The 21,107-nt window shown below is 67.6% G+C and carries 10 protein-coding genes; 3 read left to right on the top strand and 7 right to left on the bottom strand.

All coding sequences use genetic code 11. The features are described from left to right. The first annotated feature begins 3 nt into the window (after positions 1–3). Together ADK55_RS17250 and haaN are read left to right on the top strand one after the other, a co-directional pair. A complete protein-coding gene (locus tag ADK55_RS17250; RefSeq protein WP_053679680.1) occupies positions 4–1,158 on the top strand; it encodes an FxsB family cyclophane-forming radical SAM/SPASM peptide maturase in 1,155 nt (384 codons plus the stop codon). A gap of 78 nt (positions 1,159–1,236) precedes the next feature. After that, positions 1,237–1,710, top strand: a complete 474-nt coding sequence (gene haaN, locus ADK55_RS17245) for a cyclophane-containing RiPP N-acetyltransferase HaaN (RefSeq protein ID WP_053679772.1) — start codon at positions 1,237–1,239, stop codon at positions 1,708–1,710. A gap of 580 nt (positions 1,711–2,290) precedes the next feature. Here the strand turns inward: haaN and ADK55_RS17240 are convergent. Genes ADK55_RS17240 through ADK55_RS17230 form a run of 3 tightly spaced genes read right to left on the bottom strand, consistent with a single transcriptional unit; the run spans position 2,291 to position 4,666 of the window. Then, the gene (locus tag ADK55_RS17240) at positions 2,291–2,782 is read right to left on the bottom strand and encodes a hypothetical protein (protein WP_159041429.1); all 492 of its coding nucleotides are present in this window, start codon (positions 2,780–2,782) and stop codon (positions 2,291–2,293) included. Between the two features lie 38 nt (positions 2,783–2,820). Continuing rightward, entirely contained in the window at positions 2,821–4,260 is a 1,440-nt protein-coding gene (locus ADK55_RS17235; RefSeq protein ID WP_053679676.1) for a hypothetical protein, read from the bottom strand. A 10-nt stretch (positions 4,261–4,270) separates the two neighbouring features. Next, a complete protein-coding gene (locus ADK55_RS17230; protein WP_234350093.1) occupies positions 4,271–4,666 on the bottom strand; it encodes a hypothetical protein in 396 nt (131 codons plus the stop codon). 332 nt (positions 4,667–4,998) lie between these two features. Between ADK55_RS17230 and ADK55_RS17225 the strand changes: the two genes are divergently transcribed. Further along, on the top strand, positions 4,999–5,673 hold the full coding sequence (locus tag ADK55_RS17225; RefSeq protein WP_420713639.1) for a replication initiator: 675 nt from the start codon (positions 4,999–5,001) through the stop codon (positions 5,671–5,673). 281 nt (positions 5,674–5,954) lie between these two features. On the opposite strand, the gene ADK55_RS17220 is transcribed toward ADK55_RS17225, so the two are convergent. The 4 genes from ADK55_RS17220 to ADK55_RS17205 all read right to left on the bottom strand — a co-directional run bounded on the left by ADK55_RS17220 (position 5,955) and on the right by ADK55_RS17205 (position 20,779). Beyond that, positions 5,955–6,509: a hypothetical protein gene (locus tag ADK55_RS17220; RefSeq protein WP_053679671.1), complete on the bottom strand. Its 555-nt coding sequence runs from the start codon at positions 6,507–6,509 to the stop codon at positions 5,955–5,957. 13 nt (positions 6,510–6,522) lie between these two features. Beyond that, a complete protein-coding gene (locus tag ADK55_RS40475; RefSeq protein ID WP_107089215.1) occupies positions 6,523–13,788 on the bottom strand; it encodes a polymorphic toxin-type HINT domain-containing protein in 7,266 nt (2,421 codons plus the stop codon). A 214-nt stretch (positions 13,789–14,002) separates the two neighbouring features. Then, positions 14,003–18,778: an RICIN domain-containing protein gene (locus tag ADK55_RS17210; RefSeq protein ID WP_053679667.1), complete on the bottom strand. Its 4,776-nt coding sequence runs from the start codon at positions 18,776–18,778 to the stop codon at positions 14,003–14,005. Between the two features lie 1,164 nt (positions 18,779–19,942). After that, positions 19,943–20,779: a LuxR family transcriptional regulator gene (locus ADK55_RS17205; protein ID WP_234350092.1), complete on the bottom strand. Its 837-nt coding sequence runs from the start codon at positions 20,777–20,779 to the stop codon at positions 19,943–19,945. Positions 20,780–21,107: the final 328 nt, after the last annotated feature.

The following is a 21,107-nucleotide window of genomic DNA, read 5'->3' as shown; positions in this document are numbered from 1 at the left end:
TCGATGACACCGCGCGCGGACGTCGCCCCCTTTCGGTCGTTCATCCTCAAGGTCGCCAATCGCTGCAACATCGACTGCGACTACTGCTACGTCTTCAACTCCGCGGACCAGGCGTGGCGGCACCTGCCTGCCCGGATGAGTGCGGACGTGGCCCGGGCGGCTGGGCTGCGAATCGGTGAGCACGTGGCGGTGCACGGCCTGCGGAGTGTGCACGTCGTGCTGCACGGCGGTGAGCCGTTGCTCACCGGCCCCCGGCACATGGCAGACCTGCTCGGCGCCATACAGGAGGGTGTTCCGGCCGGTGTGGCGGTCCGTTTCGAGCTTCAAACCAACGGGACGCTCCTCACCGAGCCGTGGCTGGACCTCTTCGAGCGGTACGCGGTCGTCGTGGGCGTCAGCCTCGACGGACCGCCGACCGCGAATGACCGTCACCGGCTGACACACGCCTCGCGATCGAGCGCCGGCTCGGCTGTACGAGGCATCGAACTCCTGCGGTCCCGGCCGCACCTGTTTGCAGGGCTGCTCGCGGTCGTCGACCTGGCCAACGACCCGGTCGAGGTCCACGACTACCTGGCGTCGTTCGAGCCGCCTGTGATCGACTTCGGCCTGCCGCACGGGACGCACGACGAGCCGCCGCATCGCGACGACCCGAGTGTGCCCGAGTACGGGTTGTGGATGAGCCGCGTCTACGACGCCTGGCTCGCCCGGCCGGAGCAGTGGCACAGTGTGCGGATGCTGGAGGACATCGTGGCGCTGAGCTCCGGGGTGCACAGCTCGGTGGAGTCCCTCGGCCTGGCCCCGCCGACGAGCATCGTGATCGAGTCGGACGGCACGATCGAGGGCGTGGACACCCTGCGGTCCGTCGAGGAAGGTGCCTCCTGGCTGGGACGCGACGTCTTCAGCCAGTCCTTCAATGAGGTCCTTCACCAGCCGAAGCTCCTGTACCGGCAGAACGGGAAGGCCGCGCTCGCCGATCAGTGCCAGAGCTGTCCTCTGGTGGAGGTGTGCGGTGGGGGCTATCTGCCGCACCGCTTCAGCACCGAGCGCGGCTACCGAAACCCCTCGGTCTACTGTGCGGATCTGGAGTACCTCATCCGGCATGTTCAGGGTTCCCTGCGCCAGCACGGCTGGGCTCCTCAGGCACTGACGCCCCCGTAGCCACGAGCCGTGCCGCCACGCCAGGATCACGTATGGAAACGAACGAGTGAAGCGATGAAAGAGCGACAGGAGATGTCGATGACCGTGACGATCCGCCCCGCCGAAAGGCGCGACACCGTGGCAGTGGCCGATCTGATCGAGGAGATCGAACGGTTCTACGGATCGACCGAGATCCAGCCGCTCGAGGAGCGCCGCTCCCAGGTGGAGGAGGCGCTCTTCGGCTCCCCGCCGTTGGCGTCCGCTCTCTTGGTCGAGGACGAGGCTGGTGATCTCGTCGGGCTCGCCGCCTACTCGTTCCTCTGGCCGGCGGCCGGCTCCTCCCACTCTCTCTTCCTGAAAGAGCTCTATGTCCGCGGCACCCTCCGCCGCCAGGGCGTCGGCGCCCGCCTCATGGACGAGCTCCGGGCCCTGGCCTCAGCACGTCCCGGATGCAGCCGGGTCGAGTGGATGACGGACCGCGACAATCCCGGCGCGCGCGCCTTCTACAAGTCGTTGGGGTTCGCGGAGTTCGATGGGAAGATCGTCTACCGTGTGGACACCGGTAGGACGTGAGGGTGGGGCGGGCCGTGAAGGAATGGCGTTGCGAGCGCTGCGACTTCATCATCGGGCTGGGCTGTGCGTGCCCGCCCGACGGATCCGCGCCAAAAGCCCGCCCAGCGACCTCGCCCCGGCAGGAGTGGCGACGCTTCCCTGCGGACACGATTCTGATCTCACCGACGCAGTACGCGCACATTCCCGGGGCCTGCACCCATCTGACCGAGGAACTGGTGACCGCCCCGCGCTGGGGTTGGATCCCCACACCTCCGGCCGGGCTGTGGCACCGGTTGAGCAGTAGCTATCCGGCGACCGCGACCGACGGAAACATCACACGGCAGGCGATCAGGCGGTGCGAGGAGTGCCAGACATCGCCTGCGTGATGTGAGCTGTCTTGGATTGTGCTGGGAGTGGTCGCATGGATTGCCGCAGGCGCGGGGCCTGGGTGTTCTGATGGGCTGGGGGCCGGCGTCCTGGCGACGAAGGCCGACTGGACCGGCCTCCCCCTGCCGGGGCGCGACCGCGTTGACGTGTGCTTGCAACACCGCTGTCTCTGCGGACGGCTGGGCGTCAGACCGCACCGCGGCTCTTGCGGGCGTCAGTCGACCCCTCTCAGGTAGACGCGGCTGCTCCGTTCGTCGATCTGCGCCACCGCGACCTTGAGCCAGTTCAGGTCGCCCTTGCAGGGAGCGCACACCTGCCCCTCCCTGACCTTGGGAAGCGAATCCGGTTCCGGCAGCCCCAGGCGTGCGAACGGCGTGGCCGGTGTTGCCTCGGCGGCGAAGGGCTGCGCGCGCAGTCTGAGGGGCTGCTCCGGCTTCAGCTGGGTGAGGAAGGAGTCCACGGCTTCCGCGGGCAGGACGAAGGACAGGATCAACCCGTCGTCCTGGAACCCCCTGCGGTGCGCTGCCGCGGTTTGGGTCGCTGTCGAGGGGACTTCCACGTGCAGGGTCCGGGCGACGGACTCGGCGGTGGCCCCCTCGACCCAGTCGGACGTCCCCGGGTCCGCCGAGCGGCCGCCTTCCCTGCCGCTACCGCCGGACGCCCCGGAGCATCCCGCGGCGAGCACGCCGAGCAGCACCGTTGCCACTGCGAGCGCCGGGGCGGGGCCCGGGCGTGGTGCGCGGATCACCGGGCGGCCGAATTGCGGCCGATGTCCGTGCGGGTGCCGCTCCGCCCGGTGTCCTCGGGCGCGGGCCAGGACCCTCCCGCCGACAGATCGTGTCGCTGTACCGAGCTGCTTCCTCGCATGTCGAACTCCCTGGCCAGCCCTGTCGTGTGCATGCGGGCCATGTCGGCATCGGTGACGGTGGTCGGTCCGATCGGCGTGGCCTTGATTCCGTCCCAGTTGTAGCGGTCCCACACATTGACCTGGTAGTCGATGCTGACCTGCGGTTTCCCATCGGGTCCGGGGACGGCGGTGACCACCCCGGTCGTGTTGGTCATGCCGCTGCCTACGGCCAGGTACCAGTTGTTCGTACCGTCCGGGCCCTTTTCGTGTTCGTATCCGCTGCTGCCGGATTCCACGGGGATGGCGACAGGCTTGCCGCCTGACTTCTCGAAGGCATCCAGTGCCTGCTGCCGCCACTCGTCCTGCTCTGTGGCCCGGATCCGTGCCACCTCGTCCCGGAGCGCCGGGTCGTCGGCCAGCATGCGGTCGACGTCCAGATCGAGCGTCTTGCCGCTGCCGTTGAGGTAGTGATCCATGTGTCGGGCCGCGTCGGTCTTGCCCATGAAGTCGCCGGAGTTCGAGATGCCGTTGGCCTGGATCTCTTTCCAGTAGTCCGCTATTCCTGGCGATTCGACGTCGTACGGGCCGGCGCCGTCGTCCGCGGCGACCTGCTTGACCTGAGGGCGGAGCAACCCGGCCGCAAGGAGGTCGTCCCGGTGCTGGGTCCACAGCTGGGCCCGGGCCTCGGGCCCGAGTGACTGCCAGAGCCGCTGCAGCTCCTTCCGCTGCTTGGCGTTGGCCTCTTCGCCGAGCCCGGCCAGTTTCAGTGCCCGGGGGAGCATTTCCTGGTCGAGGGAGGTGTATGTCGCATGGCCGGCGTTGTGTGGATCCGCGCCGTGGCTGCCGCGCAAAGCGCGTACGGCAGCGGCATCGACCTCGGCCGCGTGGCTCACTACTCCGCTCAGGGTGTCGGCGTACCAGCGCATGAGGTCCTGCTTGCGCTGGCCGGGACCGTCCACCTCGCAGACCAGGGCATCCTCGATCGTCACCGCGCCGCCTTGCCCCACACGGACGTTGAAGCCTGCCTCCTTGGCATCGGCGGTCACGTTCTTCGCCTGCTGCTGGATGGTCACCAGTTCGGAGTGGGCGTCCTGGAGGACGCTGAAGATGCTCTTGGCCTCCGTGTGGAGGTCCTCTATCTCCTTGACCGTCTTACCGACGAAGGCGCGGGTCACACCGGCGTTCACGCCTTCCCAGCGGGCCTTCTCGGCCTTGGCCTTTGCCCCGTCGCGCGCCTGTCCCCCCAGGCTCTGCAGAGCGTCGGCCGTACGCTTCCAGTCCTGAACGGCGGATCCCAGCTTCGTGAGGTCCAGTTCCATGAGGTCCGAGTAGTCCATGCCGTGCTCCCTACTTGAGGTACTCGTCGATGCGGGAGACGGGCACGGCCGAGCCGTCGCGGTTGCGGAGCGAGGCTGCGATGGCCTCGTCGTCCGCGGCGTGCGCCTTCTTGGAGTAGTCCAGGTGGTTCGAGATGTGGGCGCATGCCTGCAGGACCGTCTTCACCTGAGATGTCCACACGGACACGGTGGTCTCCAGCTCGCCGCCGAGAGAGAAGCCGGCCGTCTTCAAGGATCCTGCGGCCTGCATCGTGGAGCCGTTTCCTGACCCGTCGGCACCGGCGCCGGCGATGTCGGCCTGCTTCTGCAGCTGCCCATGCAGCAGGAAGGCCTCATGGCCCACTTCGCCCAGGTCATCCTGGTGTACGACCAGGTCGGCCTGACCGCCACCAGGTCCGCTGGTCACCTAGTTGAGGCACATCGACACCTGGCGCTCGCCGGCGACATCTACCTTGGCCTTTTCCCATTCGTCCCACACCATGGCGCCATTTGATCATGTTCCGACAGGCGAGGTAGGAGCAATGCGAGCCAGCTTTCACACATGAACACAATGCTCTTCGGTGGATGGTCGACGGCGACGGCGACGGCGATGGCGGCCGGCGGCCCGCATCGGAACCTCGACGCGCCCTGTTCCTGGTGCCCTGTTGGCGGATGACCGAGACGGGCTGACAGGGCCGTTTCGGCCATCCGGTGAGCTGGGTGTCGACCGTGTTGGCGATAGGGCTCTGAGCTGCAGCGATGGGCAGAGCGTTCCGAGAAGGGGAGCGGAGCGTTTTCGACAGCTTCCGCAGTAGGCCTCTGACCTGGGCTTCTCGGGTTTCCGTCAAGCCCCACGAAGGCGTCCTGTGCCACCTGGACTCCGCGAAGATGCCAGCCGGGCACCTCCTGGTCCGCTGCGGCAACCGCCGCACCACCAGCTGCCCCTCCTGCGCCGAGCTCTACCGCCAGGACACCTACCAACTCATCGCCGCAGGACTCCGCGGCGGCAAGAACATCCCCGAGCAGGTCACCTCCCACCCCCGGGTGTTCGCCACCCGCACCGCTCCCTCGTACGGCGCCGTCCACGGCCGGCGTTCCAGCACCGCCGCCCGCTGCCGCTGCGAGCGCACTCACGCCAAGGACGACACGGCCCTCGGCAACACACTGGATCCGAACCGGTACGACTACACCGGCGCGGTCCTCTGGAACGCCCACGCACCCGCCCTGTGGGCCCGCTTCATGCTCCACCTACGCCGCACCATCGCCGCAGTAGCAGGCATCCCCCAGCGCCTGCTCTCCAGGTTCGCCCGGGGGTCTCCTGGTGGTCTTGCGCGCCCGGACCAGCGGGGCCGTCGCCCGCGGGGCGGAGACAGGAGCGGGCGGCGGCCCCGAGGGGCCGGAGCGCGCACGGGCCGCGCCAGCGGACCGCCTTGATCAAGTAAAGAAACTCTGAACAGCTCACCCTCCGACTTTGGTTCCTGCGCGACGCGTGGCACCCTCGGCACCGCCCTCGACGGCCCGACCGGTCCCGAGGCGGCCAGGATCGACGGTGAGGAACCGCCAGCCTGCGCTGCTCTCTTCCGTTGACGTTGCCGTCAACTACTGCCGTCACCCTACGAAGAGGCCCCACCAGGAGTCACCTGGCGAGGCTTGGCTACCCAAACGAGTTGAGGCCCCGTCCGGAGCGGACGGGGCCTCAAACCTGACACTTTGAGCTACACCTGATCCAGCTCCGCGAGTGAAGTGGAGATCAGGTCACTCAGTTCGACCAAGTCGTCGGAAGTCCTTACCGATTCGAGTGCAAACTTGGCCGCCGGCCTCGCATCGGGATCATTCAATCCACAAATCAGGAGGAGGTCGATTGCCGAACTCCTACAGTCGATATTCTTGGACATCTCCAAGATCTCGCAATAAGTAGGAAATCCGAGGAGGATGCCTTTCAGGCATTCCTTGGCGAGCTCTCCCGCCTGTGGTTGGAGTTGCTTATGTCCTTCCGAGGCAATGATGGCCAGCGTTTCCAGAGCTCTGGCCAGGGTGTGACCGTTGAAGCTGTAAATCCCGTGGACAAGACATCGAGCTGCTGCGGCGGAAGACTCCGACAGGGTTCCCGGCGACACGCACTCGTCCTCGATCCGCTGAACCGCCAGATCCACGTCATCGTCGGATACTGCCTCACACAGGTCGATGAGCGCGGCGCGGAGGATCAGTGAATCTTCACCCCAAAGGCTCCGCACCGAACTCCAATCATGCCTGTCGATCTCAACCTTCATGCCAGCCCTCCGCTTAGTCAAAGAGCCTAAGGACATCGGTATTGAATACCGTTCCGGCCGCCGGGAACGCACCACGCCCGTATCTAGATTCACACGAGGAGCAGATTTTTACCTGCTTGAGTTCCGTCGGAGCCTTCCTTGGGCGCACCGCCGAAGTGAACACAATCTTGCTCGGATCGCCCCCAAGCGCGCTCACGACGCACGCCTCGGCACATGCCCCATTAAAAGCGTTGGCGGCGGCGGCAAACTGCCTTGTCTCCGTATTGTATCCAGCCGTGACTACCGCAGGTCGCTTATTGGTAGGCATTGCTCCGATTTCCCTGGCAAAGCGATCCCTTTCGCCTTGCGCTGCTGTCAGAAGGTCCCCGTCCGAGAGCCCGGAACCATCCTGCGGAGTGCTCGTCGTGCAGTTGTGAACCAGGACCGGCGCAGCTCCCGCCAGCACATAGTACGTGTGGAAGTCGTCGACGGTGAGGTTGTGCGTGGTGACGGCGTAGGGGTAGTTGTGTGTGCCCTTGACCGTGAGGGTGGCGCCGTTGGGACGGCGGAGTTGTTCGCCGGAGGTGAGTTCGCCGGCATCAATCCACTGGTGGCGGGTTTCGCTCCAGTAGGGGTGGTGAGAGGTGGAAGTGATCTTGAGGGGCGGTCCGCGGGGGCTCGCCTCGTCGGTGAGGGTGAGGTCCGTGAAGTCCTTGTCGTCGGGGGTGGTGATGGTGGTGGTGACGGTCTTGGGCCGGGTTTCGCCGGTCTGCGGGTCGGTGGCCATGACCACGTCACCGTTCTTGATGTCCTCGATGGACTTGGCCGTGCCGTCGGCCATCAGCACCTGGACACCGGAGGGGAAACTGTTGCACGCCGCGCTTACCGGTGTTTCGGATCCCGCACCTGTGACTTCGGCGTCAGCGCTCTCCTTGACCGCGTGGCTTTCCGTGCCCGCGGCGTCGCCGGCCGTTTCCTTTCCGGCTTTCTCTGCTGCCGCATCGGCTGCCTTGGCTTCGGCCGCGCGGGCTTCCTTCAGTGCCTTTTTCGCGGAGCTGTAGGCCTGGGCGGCTTTGGCTGCGCCGCGTTCCGCCTCGTGGACGGCGGCGTAGGCCTTGTTGACTTCCTTGTAGATCTTGAAGGCCTTGATGCCGATCTTCACGGCCTTGAAGAGCTTGCCCCAGGGGACGAAGTTCAGAGCCGTGTTGATGCAGGCCATCACGTCGCCCTTGGTGAAGCAGTCCCGGGCGTCGTTGTATCCGATCAGGTCGCCGACCATGTCGACGACTTCGTCGATGAGCTCGTCACGGTTCCTCTTGGCCTCGGAAACCTTCCTGTTGGATTCGTTCAGCTCTGTCTTGGACGGGCCGTCGTCGTCGGAGTTTCCGCCGTGCTTTTCGTAGAAGTCCGGATCGTACGTGGAGCCGCTGTCGGTGCCGTTGCTTCCCGAGCAGTACCCGTGGCCGAAGCAGCTTTCCAGGCCTGTCGCGTCGGATTTGTCGATGGGGTTGTTCTCGGAGTAGGCGTACGCGTTCCACTGCTGCGGGTTGTCCGCGTTGATGATCGGGTCGGGGCTGATGAAGCGGCCGGTGGTGGGGTCGTATTCGCGGGCTCCGAGGAGGGTGAAGCCGGTCGCCTTCTCCTTGGTGCCGCCGACGAAGCCCTTGTCTCCGGCCCAGGTGCCGGGGGCGGGCTGGGTGCCGCGTTCGTTGCCGAACGGGTCGGACGCCCGGCGGACGTGGGCGAGGTCGGTGGCGTTGAACTGGACGCCGCCGGTGCCGTGGTGGTCCGAGCTCTGGTAGGTGAAGGTCGATGCGCCGGCGGTGGTGGTGCGGGTGACGGTGAGGCCGCCGGGGGCCGCGTAGGTGCGGACGTTGGAGACCTTGCCGCCGGCGGTGTCCAGGGTGATCTGGTCGCTGCCGATGTTGAGGGTGGTGCTGGTGGGGTCGCGGCGGATGAGCTGGTTGCCGCCCGTGTCGTACAGGTAGCTGGTTCCGGCGCTCTCACCGGTACCGACGATCTTGTCGAGTTTGCCCTGGCCGTTCCAGGTGAGGGCTTTGGTGCCAGGGGTGCTGGTGATGCCGGTGGTGTTGCCGGTGGCGTCGTAGGTGTAGGAAGTGACCTTGGTGCCGGACGGGCCGGTCTCGGTCGTGTTCATCAGCGCGTGCGGGCCGCCCGTGCCGCCGCCCGTCTTCGGGTCTGTGGAGGGGACGTTGGGGCCGGCGCCGAAGCTCTGGGTGAGCGTGATGTCCTTGGCGGTGTTGCCCTTCGTGTCCTTCTTGACGAGCTTCTTGCGGTTGCCGAGGTTGTCGTACTCGTACTGCTGCCAGTACGGGGCCGGTCCGCCCACGCTGGTCTTGCCGGTGCCGTCGACGGCGGGGCCGCCGGCGTTGGTGCAGGCGCCGACGCCGCGGATGCTGGGCTGCGGGGCCGTGGTCTGGGTGCCGGTGTCGGTCCAGGCCTGGGTCAGCCGGCCCAGGTAGTCGTGGGTGAAGCACTGCAGGTCACGGGCGGTGCCGTCCTGGGTGTTGCCGATCGAGGTGAGCTGACCGACCTTGTCGTAGGTGTAATCCAGGACGTCCACGCTCGTGGTCGCGGCCGTCTGCTTGTCCAGGATGCCGCGGACCGGGCGCCCGCTGCCGGCGTCGAAGTCGGTCGTGGAGACGATCTGCGCGCCGGTGCGGCCAACGGTGGTGCGGATGGCCCGGCCGTAGGGGTCGTAGCGCATGTCCACGACGTACGGGGTCCATGTGGACCCGATCTGGCCGTCGAGCGAGGTGAAGTTCCCGGCGACATCGACACCGAACGCGAGCGTCTCGACGCCCAGGCCGGCCTTGGGGATGGCCGGCAGGGCGGTCTTCATCAGCTGCCCGTAGGCATCGTAGGTGTTGGTCGTCTCGTAGGTGCCCGCCAGTCCCTTCTCGGCCGCCGGGATGGTGACCTTCGTGCCGAGGGGGCGGTAGCCGCCGTCGTATCCGGTGATCTCCGTGAGGTAGGCGCTGCCCGCAGCGCCGCCCACGTAGCGGGTGGTGGTGGCGGGCTTGCCCAGGGCCTTGGCGTCGTAGGTGAACGCGCCGACCTGCTTGGCCGGGTCGACGGCCGTGCCCTCGTAGGTCGCGACCGTGCGGCCCAGGAGGTCGGTGACGGTGGTGGCGCTCTTGCCGCGTGCGTCCGTGGCGGTGACGAGGTTCTTGCTGTCGTCGTAGGCCGTGGTGCCGGTACCGGCATCCGGGTCGGTGGTCTTCACCGTGCGGCCGAGGAGGTCGTAGGTGAAGGTCCACTCGTTGCCGGCGGAGTCCTTGCGCGACAGTTCCTGGCCCTGGGTGTTGGAGACGTAGGTCGTCTCGTCGTAGGCGCCGGTGGGCGTGTTCGACTTGTACTGGCGCAGGACCGAGGTGAGGCCGTTGGTTACGGTCGCCGTGGCGAAGCCGCCGGCCGGCGGGGTGGTGCGGACCTCGTCTGCGCCCGGGTACTCGGTCGTGGAGCGGGACTGCTCCACGCCGAACGACTGGAAGACGGATGCCGTCGTGCGGCCGAGGCCGTCGAAGACGTTGACGGTCTGGGAAGGGATCTTGCTGTCGGGTTGGACCCCGCCGTTCGGCAGGAACACCGCCGCGGAAGGCGAGTCCTGATTCGTGTAATAGGCGGCGCTGGTCTTGACCTGCCAGCCGTGCGAATCGAACAGCGCGTCCGTGACCATGCGACCGGCCGCCCCCGAGGGGGTACTGGCCTGCGTCTGGCGGACCCGGCCGAGACCGTCGTAGATGGCGTAGCTGGATGTGTACTTCTTGTTGTTCATGAGCGCCTGGCTCAGAACGGAGGACGGCGCGTTCGTGCCGTTCATCGCGTACGAGAACTTGCGCACCGGCAAGGCGGACTTCGCCCGCTCCTGACCCGGCTGCCAGATGGAGACGACACGGCCGAGGCCGTCGTACTCGCGCTCGGCGACGTGGTTGTTCTCGTCGGTGGTCTTCAGCGGCTGCGAGCGGCCGATGTCTAGGGTCGTGACCGACTTCCAGCCCAGCGGGTTGGTGTGGGTGACCGCGTTCGGCAGGGTGCCCGTGGCCGGGGAGTAGGCGGTCGTGGTGACCGCGCCGTCGGTGTGCGCGGCGTCCTTGCGGGTCTTGTTGGTGTTGCTGGTGACACGACCGTACGGGTCGTACGTGGACGTGGAGTTCAGGCGGTAGACCGGCTTGCCGGCGCCGTCGTACCTCTCCAGGACCTCGGTTCCGGTGCCGTCGGCGGTCGCGCCGACCTTGCCGTAAGCCAGGTTGTCGAAGAACGAGCGGGTGTCGCCGACCGTGTTCGCCGCGGTCGGGGTCTGCCCACACGCACCCGACTGGACCAGCGTTCGGGAAGCGAGTTCCGCGAACGCACCGCCGGGGCCGGTCGGGTACTCGAAGGTGGTGCACAGACGCTGGTCCGTGCGCGAGACGTCGCTGTTGTCGTCGATCTGGACCGGACGGGTCGTGAGGGTGTTGTCGTACGTCGACGAACGCTCACCGGTGCGCCAGGTGCCGTTGGCGAGCTTCGCCCGCGTGGTGACCTTGCCGGTGTTCAACGCGCGCGCGGTGATGGCGGGCATCCCACCGGACTGAGCACGGGTCGCCGTGACCGGACCGATCCAGGGGGTGGTGACCTCGTCGGAGACGACGGTGCCGCCGTCGCGGTCGTAGGTTTCGCTCTGGCGGACGAAGCCGGAAAGGACTTCCTCGTCCTTGATGGTGCCGCCCAGCGCGTCGGCCACCTTTACGGTGCGCGTGGACCCGTCGGCCAGGACGTCGCCGTCCATGCCACGGAGGTAGGTGGTCACACTCTTGGTGCGCGGGGCCTCGCCGGCATTGCCGTTGCCGGTCCGCGTGGTGACGGTGGCGAAACCGCGGAACTGGTCCCAGGTGCGGGTCTTGGGGTCGGTGAACTCCGAGTCGTTGCGGTGCCAGGCCAAGCCGCCGCCGTACTCGTAGTCCGTGACCGTGGCGATCTGGCCGGCCACCATGTCCTGTCGGGTGACGGACTGGACGACGACCTTGTTGAACCAGTCGTCGACCGGGTCCGGGTAGGACTGGCCCGGCAGGTACCACTTGACCGGCATGCAGGCCATGGTGTTGCCGTCCTCCGAGGACGGCATCTTGCCCTTCAGGCGCGAACACTCGGGCGCCTTGTAGGCGACGTTGATCAGGCCACCGGTCTCTGTGGTGATCGTCTGGATCCGCGGGCGCCGGTAGCTCGGCGCCGAGGCCTCCGTACCGTCCGGGCGCTTGACGACGCCGTCCACGCGGTTGGGGATCTGAACGGCCTGGAAGGAGACTGCAGGAAGCTTGATCGCGGTCTTGCCGTTCGAACCGGTCCGCTCGATCTTGTCGAGCCACAAGGTCGGGGACGTGCCGTCACCCGGGTCCTGGAAGGACTGCGTGAGGTCGTACGTGTCGACCTTGGTCCATGTCGTGCCCGTCCACACCTCGGTGGAGATCCGGGTGAACTTCTTCGTCGTGAAGAAGGTCGGCGACAGATTCAGGCACTGACCGGTGGCCGGGCACTCCTGGTCGATCGGGGTGTCGGGCCAGGACTTGGCGTTCGCCTTGACCCGCTGGGCCGTGTCCTTGCACGTGACGGTCCCGATCACGACACAGCGCTCGGCGTTGTCGATCGTGATCTGGGCGGCCGGCTTGGCCGCGCCCTTCGCGGCGATCTGCTCGGGCAGGCGCTGACCGTAGCCGATCCAGGTCGGGTATGAACCACGCTGATACTTCGTGGAGGTACCGGTGCCGCCGTTCTGACCGCCGGCGCGCCCGTAGTGGTTGTCCTCCTGCTCGTAGCGGTAGGTGACGAGGTTCTGGTGCGGGTCCACGACGTAGTCGAGGTTCCACTGCCAACCCAGCTGCTGCCACGTGCCGTTGGCAGGAGTATCAGCACCCAGGCACTTGTCCCGGCCGCTGTTGAAGTACACCGGGACCGTGGAGACCGACTTGGCCTCCGGGTCGGTACCGTCACCGCCCGGCAGGCGGTTGGAGCCGAAGTAGTACTGGGTCCCGTCACTCGTGGTGACCTTGAAGCCCTCACCCTTCCACGCCGTGTTGCGCTGCCCGGTCAGGCGCTCGACCTTCGTCCCGTCCTCGCCCTGGAGGTGGTACAGGCACGTCGCGTCGTCACGGACGATCTGACCCGCGTGGCCCGCCAGACTGAGCGACAGGATGTCGCCCGCCCAGCACTCGTCACCCGACTCCGCGATTCCCGCGTCCTTGCAGCCCTTGTACGACCGGGAGATCGCACCCGGACTCCAGTCCCAGCCCTCGCCGAAACCGCCGGCCTGGGCGTTCGTCGACGCGGTCCGGCCATCGATGGACGAGGAGTCGTACCCCAAGCCCAATGACGGGCCGGGTCCGGCGATGGATGACGGGACTTCGACGGTGTAGCCGTAGGTGAAGTTCGCCGCGTTCGCGCCCGCACTCCAGGAAGCGGAAGGCGACAGTGGCGTCGCGGTGAAGTCACCGCTCGCACCCGACGGGCCCGGCTCCACCGCGAGGGCCACGGCCTGGGGCGCCAACACCAGGGGCACCGCCTCGGGCGCCGACTGCGCACGCGGTGCGGACCTCAGCGGACTCGAAGTCTCCGCGGTCGCCTTGGGGACATCGACCTCGACGATCAGACGGCCCGAGGCATCCCGGCGCGAGGCGACGGGGGTACGGGCCGTGCAGCCCGCCGCGCCCGGTGTGGTCAGTGCGCAGTCCGGGAGCCGGACCACATGCGCGCGGTCGCCCCAGTTCGCACCGGTCGTCTTCGCCCACGCGGTGACGTCGAAACCCACCTGCACCTTCCCCGATGCGGGTGCGCCCTTGGCGTCGGTCAGGGCGACGAGCGCACCCCGCACCCCGGCGGCGCGCGTCTTCGCCTCGTCGTTCACCTCCACCCGCAGCGAACCCTCACCGGAACCGGCGGTACCGCCGGCAGGCCCGGTGGCGAGTCCCGAGGACTTCCCGGAAGGCCTCGCACCCGCGGGCGCGGAGAGCCATACCGGGAGCCCACCCGCCTGAACAGGCTTTGGGCGCGATGCAGTTGCGGATCCGCCGGCCGAGCCGAGCGAGACGGTCGCGGAGCCGACCGGAGCCTTCGCCTTCACGTCCGGCTTCCACGGCTTGCCGGGCGGAGCCTTGGCGTTGACCGGCTTGGCGTTCGAGCCCTTGACGGGCTTGGTCTGGGGCAGCGCCGTCTGTGGCGGCACCCAGACCTTCGGCGGTTTGGCCGCCGCTTCGGCCACGGGCAGACCCAGGCCGGAGATGAGCACCGCGAGCACGGCAATCATCGCTACGCGTGGTCTCTTCGCGCGCACGCGTAAAGAGGAACCACCTTGACGAGACAACAGAATCCCCCCACGGGAATGGAATGAGAAATCCGGATCGGGCCGAGTCCGGAACCGACGCCCCTCGATAGGGCGGTGTCATGTGGGCCGCGTCGCCCAACGGCCGGCTCCTGGAAAAGGAAGGGGTGGCCCTCGGGCCGCGGCTGGTCAACGGCGGCTAGAGGTACCAGCTCTGGGACGGGTGGTTGGGGTTGGCGGCGTGCGTCCACTGCTGCGCGGGAGCACCGTCGGTCTTGCTGGAGTTCTCGATCTCCAGGGACTTGCCGCTGTTGACGTTGGTGATGTTCAGGTTGCCCGAGGTGCCGATGGACTCGATGGCCCACCGCTGGGTCGCGATGCCCCCGCAGGTCCACTGCTGGGCGCGGGCGCCGTTGTCGGGGCTGGAGTTGTTGATCTCCAGGCACTTGCCGCTGTTGGCGCTGACGATCTCGTAGACGCCCTTGGCGGTCGTGGGTCGGAATTGCCATTTGGCTCCGGCCTGACCGAGGCAGGCCCACTGCTGGGCCATCGCGCCGTCGTCCTTGCTGGAGTTGTCGATCTCCAAGCAGGAGCGGCTCCCCGCGTTGTGCAGTAGGCCTTCGGCGGGCAGCGTGGGCACCTTGCCGTTGTCGGGCAGCGAGGCGGGGGCGGGCAGGGCGGCGGTGCCGAGGCTGGTGGTGGTCCAACGTTGGGCGTCGATGTCCGCGCAGTCCCACAGCTGGAGTTGAGTCTCGTTGACAAGGGTGTTGTTGTCGCGGTCCAGGCACCGCTGGGCGTTGACGTTGAGGTAACCGCCGTCGGCGCGGACCTGCCACTGCTGGTTCGGGGTGCCCTTGCAGGTCATGAGCTGAATGAGGGTCCTGTTGGCCGTGCCGCTGTTGGCGGCCTCGACACACTTGCCCAGAATGCGGAGGGTGCCGTCGTCACGCAGGGCGACCTGCTGTCCGGCGGTCTGGTTGCAGGTGTAGATCTGGATCTTGGTGCTGTCGGCGGTCTGACCGTTGTCGGTGTCGATGCACGTGGTGGCAGCACTGGTGACGGTGACGGGCCCGGCCGCGTCGGGGGCGGTGACGGAGGCCGCGTACGGGTAGACGGCCAGGTTGCCGGCGCCTCCGTAAAGGCCTCGGCCCATGGGGCTCGGCGCACCCTTGGCCTGGAAGCGGCCGAAGACGAGGGGTCCGCTCGGTGCGGGGCTATTGGTCTTGCTGTGCTGTCCGGAGCCCACCAGCACGCCGTTCGCGTACAGACTCATCCGCCCGGTGGTCGCGTTGTACACGGCGGTGAGTCGTGTCCAGACGTCGGGGTTGATGCGAGCTTGGGCGTTGATGACGTCCGTGTTGTCGTACTGCCAACCGGACGTGGGCTTGGTGGGGTTGGTGAGGGCGAAACGCCAGGTGCTGCCATCGGGGTCGGGGTAGAGCAGGAAGTCACTGCGTTGGGTGCTGGTGTTGTCCTGGCTGACGATCACGCCGCCCGCACCCGAGGCCTTCGCCCAGGTGCTGATGGTGAAGCTGTTGCGGGTGTCGATCACGGACGCAGCGGTGGTGAGGGTCGACTGCGGGCCGTTGAACGCGGCGTAGCCGATGCGGCGGCCGTCGATGATGCCCGTCGGCCAGGTGAGGTTGGCCGCGGTCGCCGGGTAGGACCCCGTACTGTCGGCCACCTTGTTGTCAGCGGTCTGGCTGGTCAGCTCCCATGCCGCCGTGGGCCTGTTCAGATTGCCCTGGGGCGTTGCGACGGTGGCGAGGCCTGTGACGTCGGGATGGGGCATCTGTGCGGTGGGCGCGGTGCCGATGCCGTTCCAGGAGGCGAGCTGCTGGTTGGCGTCCACGGCCCACAGATCGGGGATGCCGTCGCCGGTGAGGTCACCGTCGGAGCCGACGCGCGGGAAACGCGCGGGATCGATGGTTGCCAGGACGGCCCCCTGGCCGGGGTTCGTGAACCCCGTCAGGTCAGGGGCCTGAGGTGTCCCCTTGACGGGAAGGGCACGGATGCTGCCGTCGGCCTTCGAGCGGACCCACAGCGTCGGTAGGTCGGTGGCCTTGGCTCGGCCCGGGGCGATCAGCTCGTAACCGTCCCACCGCTGGTCATTGGCGGAGAGCAGGATGGCCCGGGAGTCGAGCTGGTTACCGGAGCCTGCCAGGCCCAACCACAGCCGCCCGTTCTCCACGAACAGCAGGCTGGAGCGGTGCAGGGTGTACTCGCCGGTGCCCTCCCGGACGGCGGAGTCGCCGTCCAAGGCGCCGAAGGCTGCGATCTGCGTCGTTTTCGACCAGTCGGATCCGTAACCGTACTGGGTGCAGGTCACGCTGGTGGAACCGTCCGACGCGACGCAGCTGGTGGGTTTGCCGGCCTTGATGGGAGCCTGGCCGTCGAAACGTCCGCTGGTGACGTCGTTGGGATAGACATAGAGCTCGGAGTCGCCGGGTTGGTGGGCGATGAGGTCGTCGACGTTCTTGGAGCCGAGGCTGCCTCGGTGGGTGACTTGAGTGTTCGCCCAACCGTTCCCGGACGGCGACGCCTTGAACGCGGCCCGGGGGTCCGTGTCGTCAGGCGTCTTGAAGGGCGCGTTGGACGCGGTGTTGGGGTCGGTCCCGCCGCCGATCCGACGTAGATCACCTGCGGAGTCCGACAGCAGGATGTCCGGGACTCGGTCACCGCTGACGTCACCGAAGACGGGCTTGGCGGGGTTGTTCGGGTTGGACGGCGCGTAGTAGCCGTACACGGCGGGCTGCGACACGTTGCCCGCGTCGTCCTGCGTCTGCAGGTAGACGAAGTTCGTGCCCCACCGCGCGGGCGTGACCCGGATGTCAGCGGTACCGTCCGTCAGTTTGACGATGCCCGCCGTGGTGTCGGTGCACTTCCAGTCCGTCGCGGCGGCTCTGACCGGGTCGGTGGTCCAGCGGGCACAGGCCAACCCCGAGGATCGGCCGCCACCGACGGGACCGGGATCCGTCCCGGTGAGGGTGAATGTTCCCGCCTCACCGGCGTACTTCAGCGGCTTGGCGTTGAGCGTGCCCGAAGCGGGGAAGTCGGCAGACACGACGGTGGCGGTGGGCGGTGTGCGGTCGACCTGGAAGAAGCAGGGGGTGCTGACGTCACTGGCAAGGGTGTCGTCCGTGGTCTGGGCCTGCCAGCCGTAGCGGTGGCCGTCGGTCAGAGCACCGGAACCCACCGTGACGTCTCCGCCGGACACCCAGCCAGTGGCGAAGTTCGAGGTGCTGTTGCCGTTGTCGTTGTCCCAGAGCTTGAAACTGGTGTTGAGGGTCTGGCCAGTGGGCGAATTGGCATTCACGGTGAGTGCGGCGCCGGTGTTGGCTCCGAGCCAGCCCGCGGTGTTCCACGGGCTGCAGGGAGCGAAGCTGTTGGTGCTAGCGAACCCTGGCGTCGGAGTCGTGCGGGGGGTGCTCACCGTGGGCTTGATGTCGTACGTGACGACGAGGTGCGGGGCTTCGCCTCCTTTGGCGCTGAAGTGCTGGCGGTAGTACTTGTTGTACTCGTCGTCGGGGGCGAAGCCGAAGGTGAAGTTGGGCCAGCCTTTCGCGACGGCCGTCTTGATGGTGTCGCGGACGCCGTAGTCGATCTCGCCGGTACCTGATATCCACACCGTGCCGATGTTCCGGCAGCCGGCCATGACGGAACCGGTCCCGCACGGCTGGCGGTTCCAGCTGGTCGGGTCGCTGATGGTGCCCGTGTCGTACAGGCCCATCGGGGTCTTGGTGGACGGGCTGGAGGAGCTGACGACGGTCGCCTTCAGCCGCGCTTCGAGCACCACCGCAGACCGGTCGTGCAGGAACCGCTCGATGCCCACCTGGAAGTAGGCTCGGGTGCGCCCCGTCGGCTCGCAGTTGGACGCGGAGTTGATGTAGCCGCAGTAGCCCGAGGCCGGAATGTCCTGTCCGAACTGCGTGCCGTTGTACTCGTTGGTGGCCGGGAACGCCTCCTGGACCTGAGCCCAGGCCTGTACCCCATTGCTGTCCGTGGTCGGATTCCAGCCCGGGTCGATGAACCACGGACCGGTGCCCTGGCCGAGGGCCTGGGCGTCAGGGACCAGGTCTATGCCTCCGCTGGTGGCGGTGGCGGCGACCTTGGCAACGGTGGCGCCCGCGCCGGGCCCGTCCGAGGTCGAACCATCCGGGGTGGAACCACTTCTCTGGCCGTCGGCGGGCATGGACCGGGCCGAGGGACCGGCCGGGGCCTCCTGCCGGCCGGCGGGCACGGCGGAGTCCCACATCACCGGAGTGGGAGCGGTGAAGCGGGACTTCCCGTCCGCGTCGGCCGCCCTGAGGTTGCCTGCCACGTCCGCGCTCACCGTCAACCCGTCGGCGACCACGTCCAGATGCAGCTTCCTGACCGCGGGATTCGCTGCGGCCTGCGCGGTGCGCACCACCAGGACCTGACGCCAGCCACCGAGCGTGGTGGCGGTCAGCTCCAGGTCGACATCGGGCAGAACGTTCGCGTAGAGAGCGCTGTCGCCGTTGAGCACGGGCTCGGGCAGCGAGAACGGAGCCTTGATGGCGAGTTTCTTGCCGTCGCCCGTGGCCATGGTGGCCATCGGGCCCCGACCGCCGCCGGAGAACGCCAGCTTCGACGGCACGGCAGCCGGCGTGATCGTGCCGTCAGCGCTGACCCGCAGCGTGGTGTCGATGCCCTGCCAGGTGCCATCGGCCTTGCGCACGCGCTGTGGAATGGGAGAGGCGTCAGTACCGAGGGTGCCGTCGGGGTTGGCGACGGTCTGCGAGGTCGCCGTGGTCAGAAAGCCGACGACGACGGGCTTGCCCGTGCTTTTGGCCTGGGCCCGCGCCTTGTCGAGCGCCGCCTCGTCCGCGGTCGGGGTCTTGGGCGGTAAGGCGGGCCAGCTCGTGTCGGCGGGGCCGAAGGTGCGATCACCGCCGCCGGTTGCTGCTGCGGCAGCGGTCGGTGCGGCCAGAAGGCCAAGGCTCAGAGACAGCACCGCGACGCCGGAAATCGGTCGTAACCGTGTCCGAAAAGCATGTTCGTGTGGCGAGGCCCCCGGCCTCGATATCCACGAACGGGAAGTTGATCGCCTCAAGGTGGAGTTCCTCGCTGTGAACATTGAACGGACAAAGATCGGGCTCACAGTTCCCTCACAAGGACTCGCCTGTCAAATGAATTCGACAGGTCGGCCACCCCATTTGGTCGATGTGTTGATGCATGCACCTTTCCGTGATGGTGATCACTTGGTGTGCAGAACTCAAAGGATCCTCGTTGAATGTGCAGCCAGTGCCCCGGAAGTAGCCGCGGCGTAATCGAGGTCGGCGTCGGAGGCGAGGGAACAAGGGGCAGGTTCGTTACTCGTACAGCCCGGTTCCGCTTCTGGCGACCTGCGGTCAGACCGCGCTTGACATCGGAATCCACCCGTTCCGAGGTGAGGAGGCAGTCCAAGGCGCGCCCCAGGGCGCCTGGCCGAGGGTAGGTCTGTTGGCGCCTCGCCGCAGGCGTCGACCCGGCGAACTGGGGGTGGTTACCGACCTTGCCGAGCCGAACTCATACCGCATAGGCGCCTTCCGTGGAGGGCGCCGAAGCTGTGCCCGAGGCAGCCGACGGGACGACGATAGCCCTACGGTAGAGGTGTGGCTGAAAGGATTCGATCTCCTCGGAGAGGAGATCGACACCGCCGTCCGGGATCCCCGCGAGGGTGGGCCTGCGCGGACGCATTCCGCTTCGTCGAAGTCGAGTGAAACCGTACCGCCGCCGCGAGCGCGCGGATTGTGTTGGGGTTGCCCGATAAAGGCCAGGGAATGGCCGACCTGAGGCCTCACCCCTCGCGGAGTAAACCCCCGACGAGCTGGTTCAAGTGGAACTCCAAAAGCGCCTTCAGGTTTTAGCCGCACACTCCCGGGCGACTCGAGTTCCGCACTGACCGACAGTTGTATGGGGGCTGGAAGTACGGCTGGTCTTCGACGCCGGCTGCGACCACTAGGCGCGGTCGTCCCCCTTCCGTGCCCCGAATGGATCACCGCGAGTGATGCCAGGGTGATGAGTTGGGTGAGGCCATTGCAGGCCGGCTCTCAGAGGACCGGGACCAGGGCCCGTGCTCCGCGCCGCCGAGCCGTCCGCGCCGCCCGAATCCCCGCGCCCGCCCCACCCCCGGGCGTCAGCTCTCGTCGTCCAGCAGGCCCGACGCGGCCAGCAGGTAGCCGAGTTGGGCCCGGCTTCCGCTGCCCAGTTCCAGGGAGACTTTGCGTATGTGTTCGGCGACGCTGCGGCGGCTCATGCCCAGTCGGCGGGCGATGGAGCTGTCGGTCTCGCCGCCGATCACCGCGCGCAGGATGGTCCGTTGCAGGTCGGAGGTGACGATCGGGCCGCGGGAGGCGGAACCGGTGGGGAGGATCGGGGTGGAACGCTCCCAGGTCTGGTCGAAGTACCGGGTCAGGAAACGCACCAGCGACGGGTCGTCGATGTGCAGTGCGCCCTCGGCGGGTTCGTCGGACAGTTGGATGAACGCCACGTCCTGATCGCAGATGATGACGCGTTCGATGATCTCGGCCTGGCTGCGGACCTCGGCGCCGGCCGCCGTGACCTGCTCGATGTACCACATGGTGGGTCGGTGTGTCTGGACGGTGTGTTGGTAGAGGGTTCGTTGGCGCACGCCTCGTTCCAGCGCGCGCAGGTCCCGCTCCAGGGCCTCGGCGAGGGCCCCTTCGGGGCGTCCGCCGCCGGGCTGCACGGTGCGCAGTTCCTCCCGGCAGCAGCCGACGGCCGCCTCCAGCGTGGCGCTGATGACGTCCTGGCCGACGAGTCGGACCGGGGCGGGGCGCGCCGCGTCCTGCTCCTGCGCGTACACCGCCTCGAAGACGGACAGCCGGGCCTTCGCGGCGCGCACGGAGCGGCGCTGCTCCGCGAGGAGGTCCTCCAGTGGGCCCAGCGTGGCGAAGGTCGCGGCGGCGGGTGTGACGGGTACGGCGTACCCGGGGTCCTCGCGGTCCTCCATGACGAGATGGAGCCTCCACAGACAGGACGGCAGCCCCTCGCGCGGGGCGCGGCCCTCGCGCAGCGCCGTGCGGTAGGCGGTCAGAGCGGCCGTGCAGGGCTGGGGGTTTGGGGGCGATTCGTCGCAATCGCATCCGACTGTGCCGAAATGATCTTGCTTCACAACTGTGCACATTACATTCGTGCAACCCGATATCCCTATGAGCGCAGGGCCGCCGGTTTATGTTCGCCAGGCACTCTGCGCGGGCGTTCGAGGGGGAAGTCATCCATGTCTGGTTCGGTTCGGGACGACGCCTTCGCGCCACAGGCCCATCCGTGACCTCCGGCAC

Origin of the sequence: Streptomyces sp. WM4235, from assembly GCF_001279725.1 — a bacterium.
Taxonomy (GTDB): Bacteria; Actinomycetota; Actinomycetes; order Streptomycetales; family Streptomycetaceae; genus Streptomyces.
Note: the sequence above shows the minus strand (reverse complement) of the source record. Positions and strands in the feature narration are given on the sequence as shown.

What these genes read in the sequence shown, in the direction of transcription:
- ADK55_RS40475 (WP_107089215.1), bottom strand. Translation starts at nt 13,788, where the DNA reads ATGATTGCCGTGCTCGCGGTGCTCATCTCCGGCCTGGGTCTGCCCGTG.
- ADK55_RS17235 (WP_053679676.1), bottom strand. Translation starts at nt 4,260, where the DNA reads ATGGACTACTCGGACCTCATGGAACTGGACCTCACGAAGCTGGGATCC.
- haaN (WP_053679772.1), top strand. Translation starts at nt 1,237, where the DNA reads ATGACCGTGACGATCCGCCCCGCCGAAAGGCGCGACACCGTGGCAGTG.
- ADK55_RS17225 (WP_420713639.1), top strand. Translation starts at nt 4,999, where the DNA reads ATGGGCAGAGCGTTCCGAGAAGGGGAGCGGAGCGTTTTCGACAGCTTC.
- ADK55_RS17250 (WP_053679680.1), top strand. Translation starts at nt 4, where the DNA reads ATGACACCGCGCGCGGACGTCGCCCCCTTTCGGTCGTTCATCCTCAAG.
- ADK55_RS17220 (WP_053679671.1), bottom strand. Translation starts at nt 6,509, where the DNA reads ATGAAGGTTGAGATCGACAGGCATGATTGGAGTTCGGTGCGGAGCCTT.
- ADK55_RS17205 (WP_234350092.1), bottom strand. Translation starts at nt 20,779, where the DNA reads ATGGAGGACCGCGAGGACCCCGGGTACGCCGTACCCGTCACACCCGCC.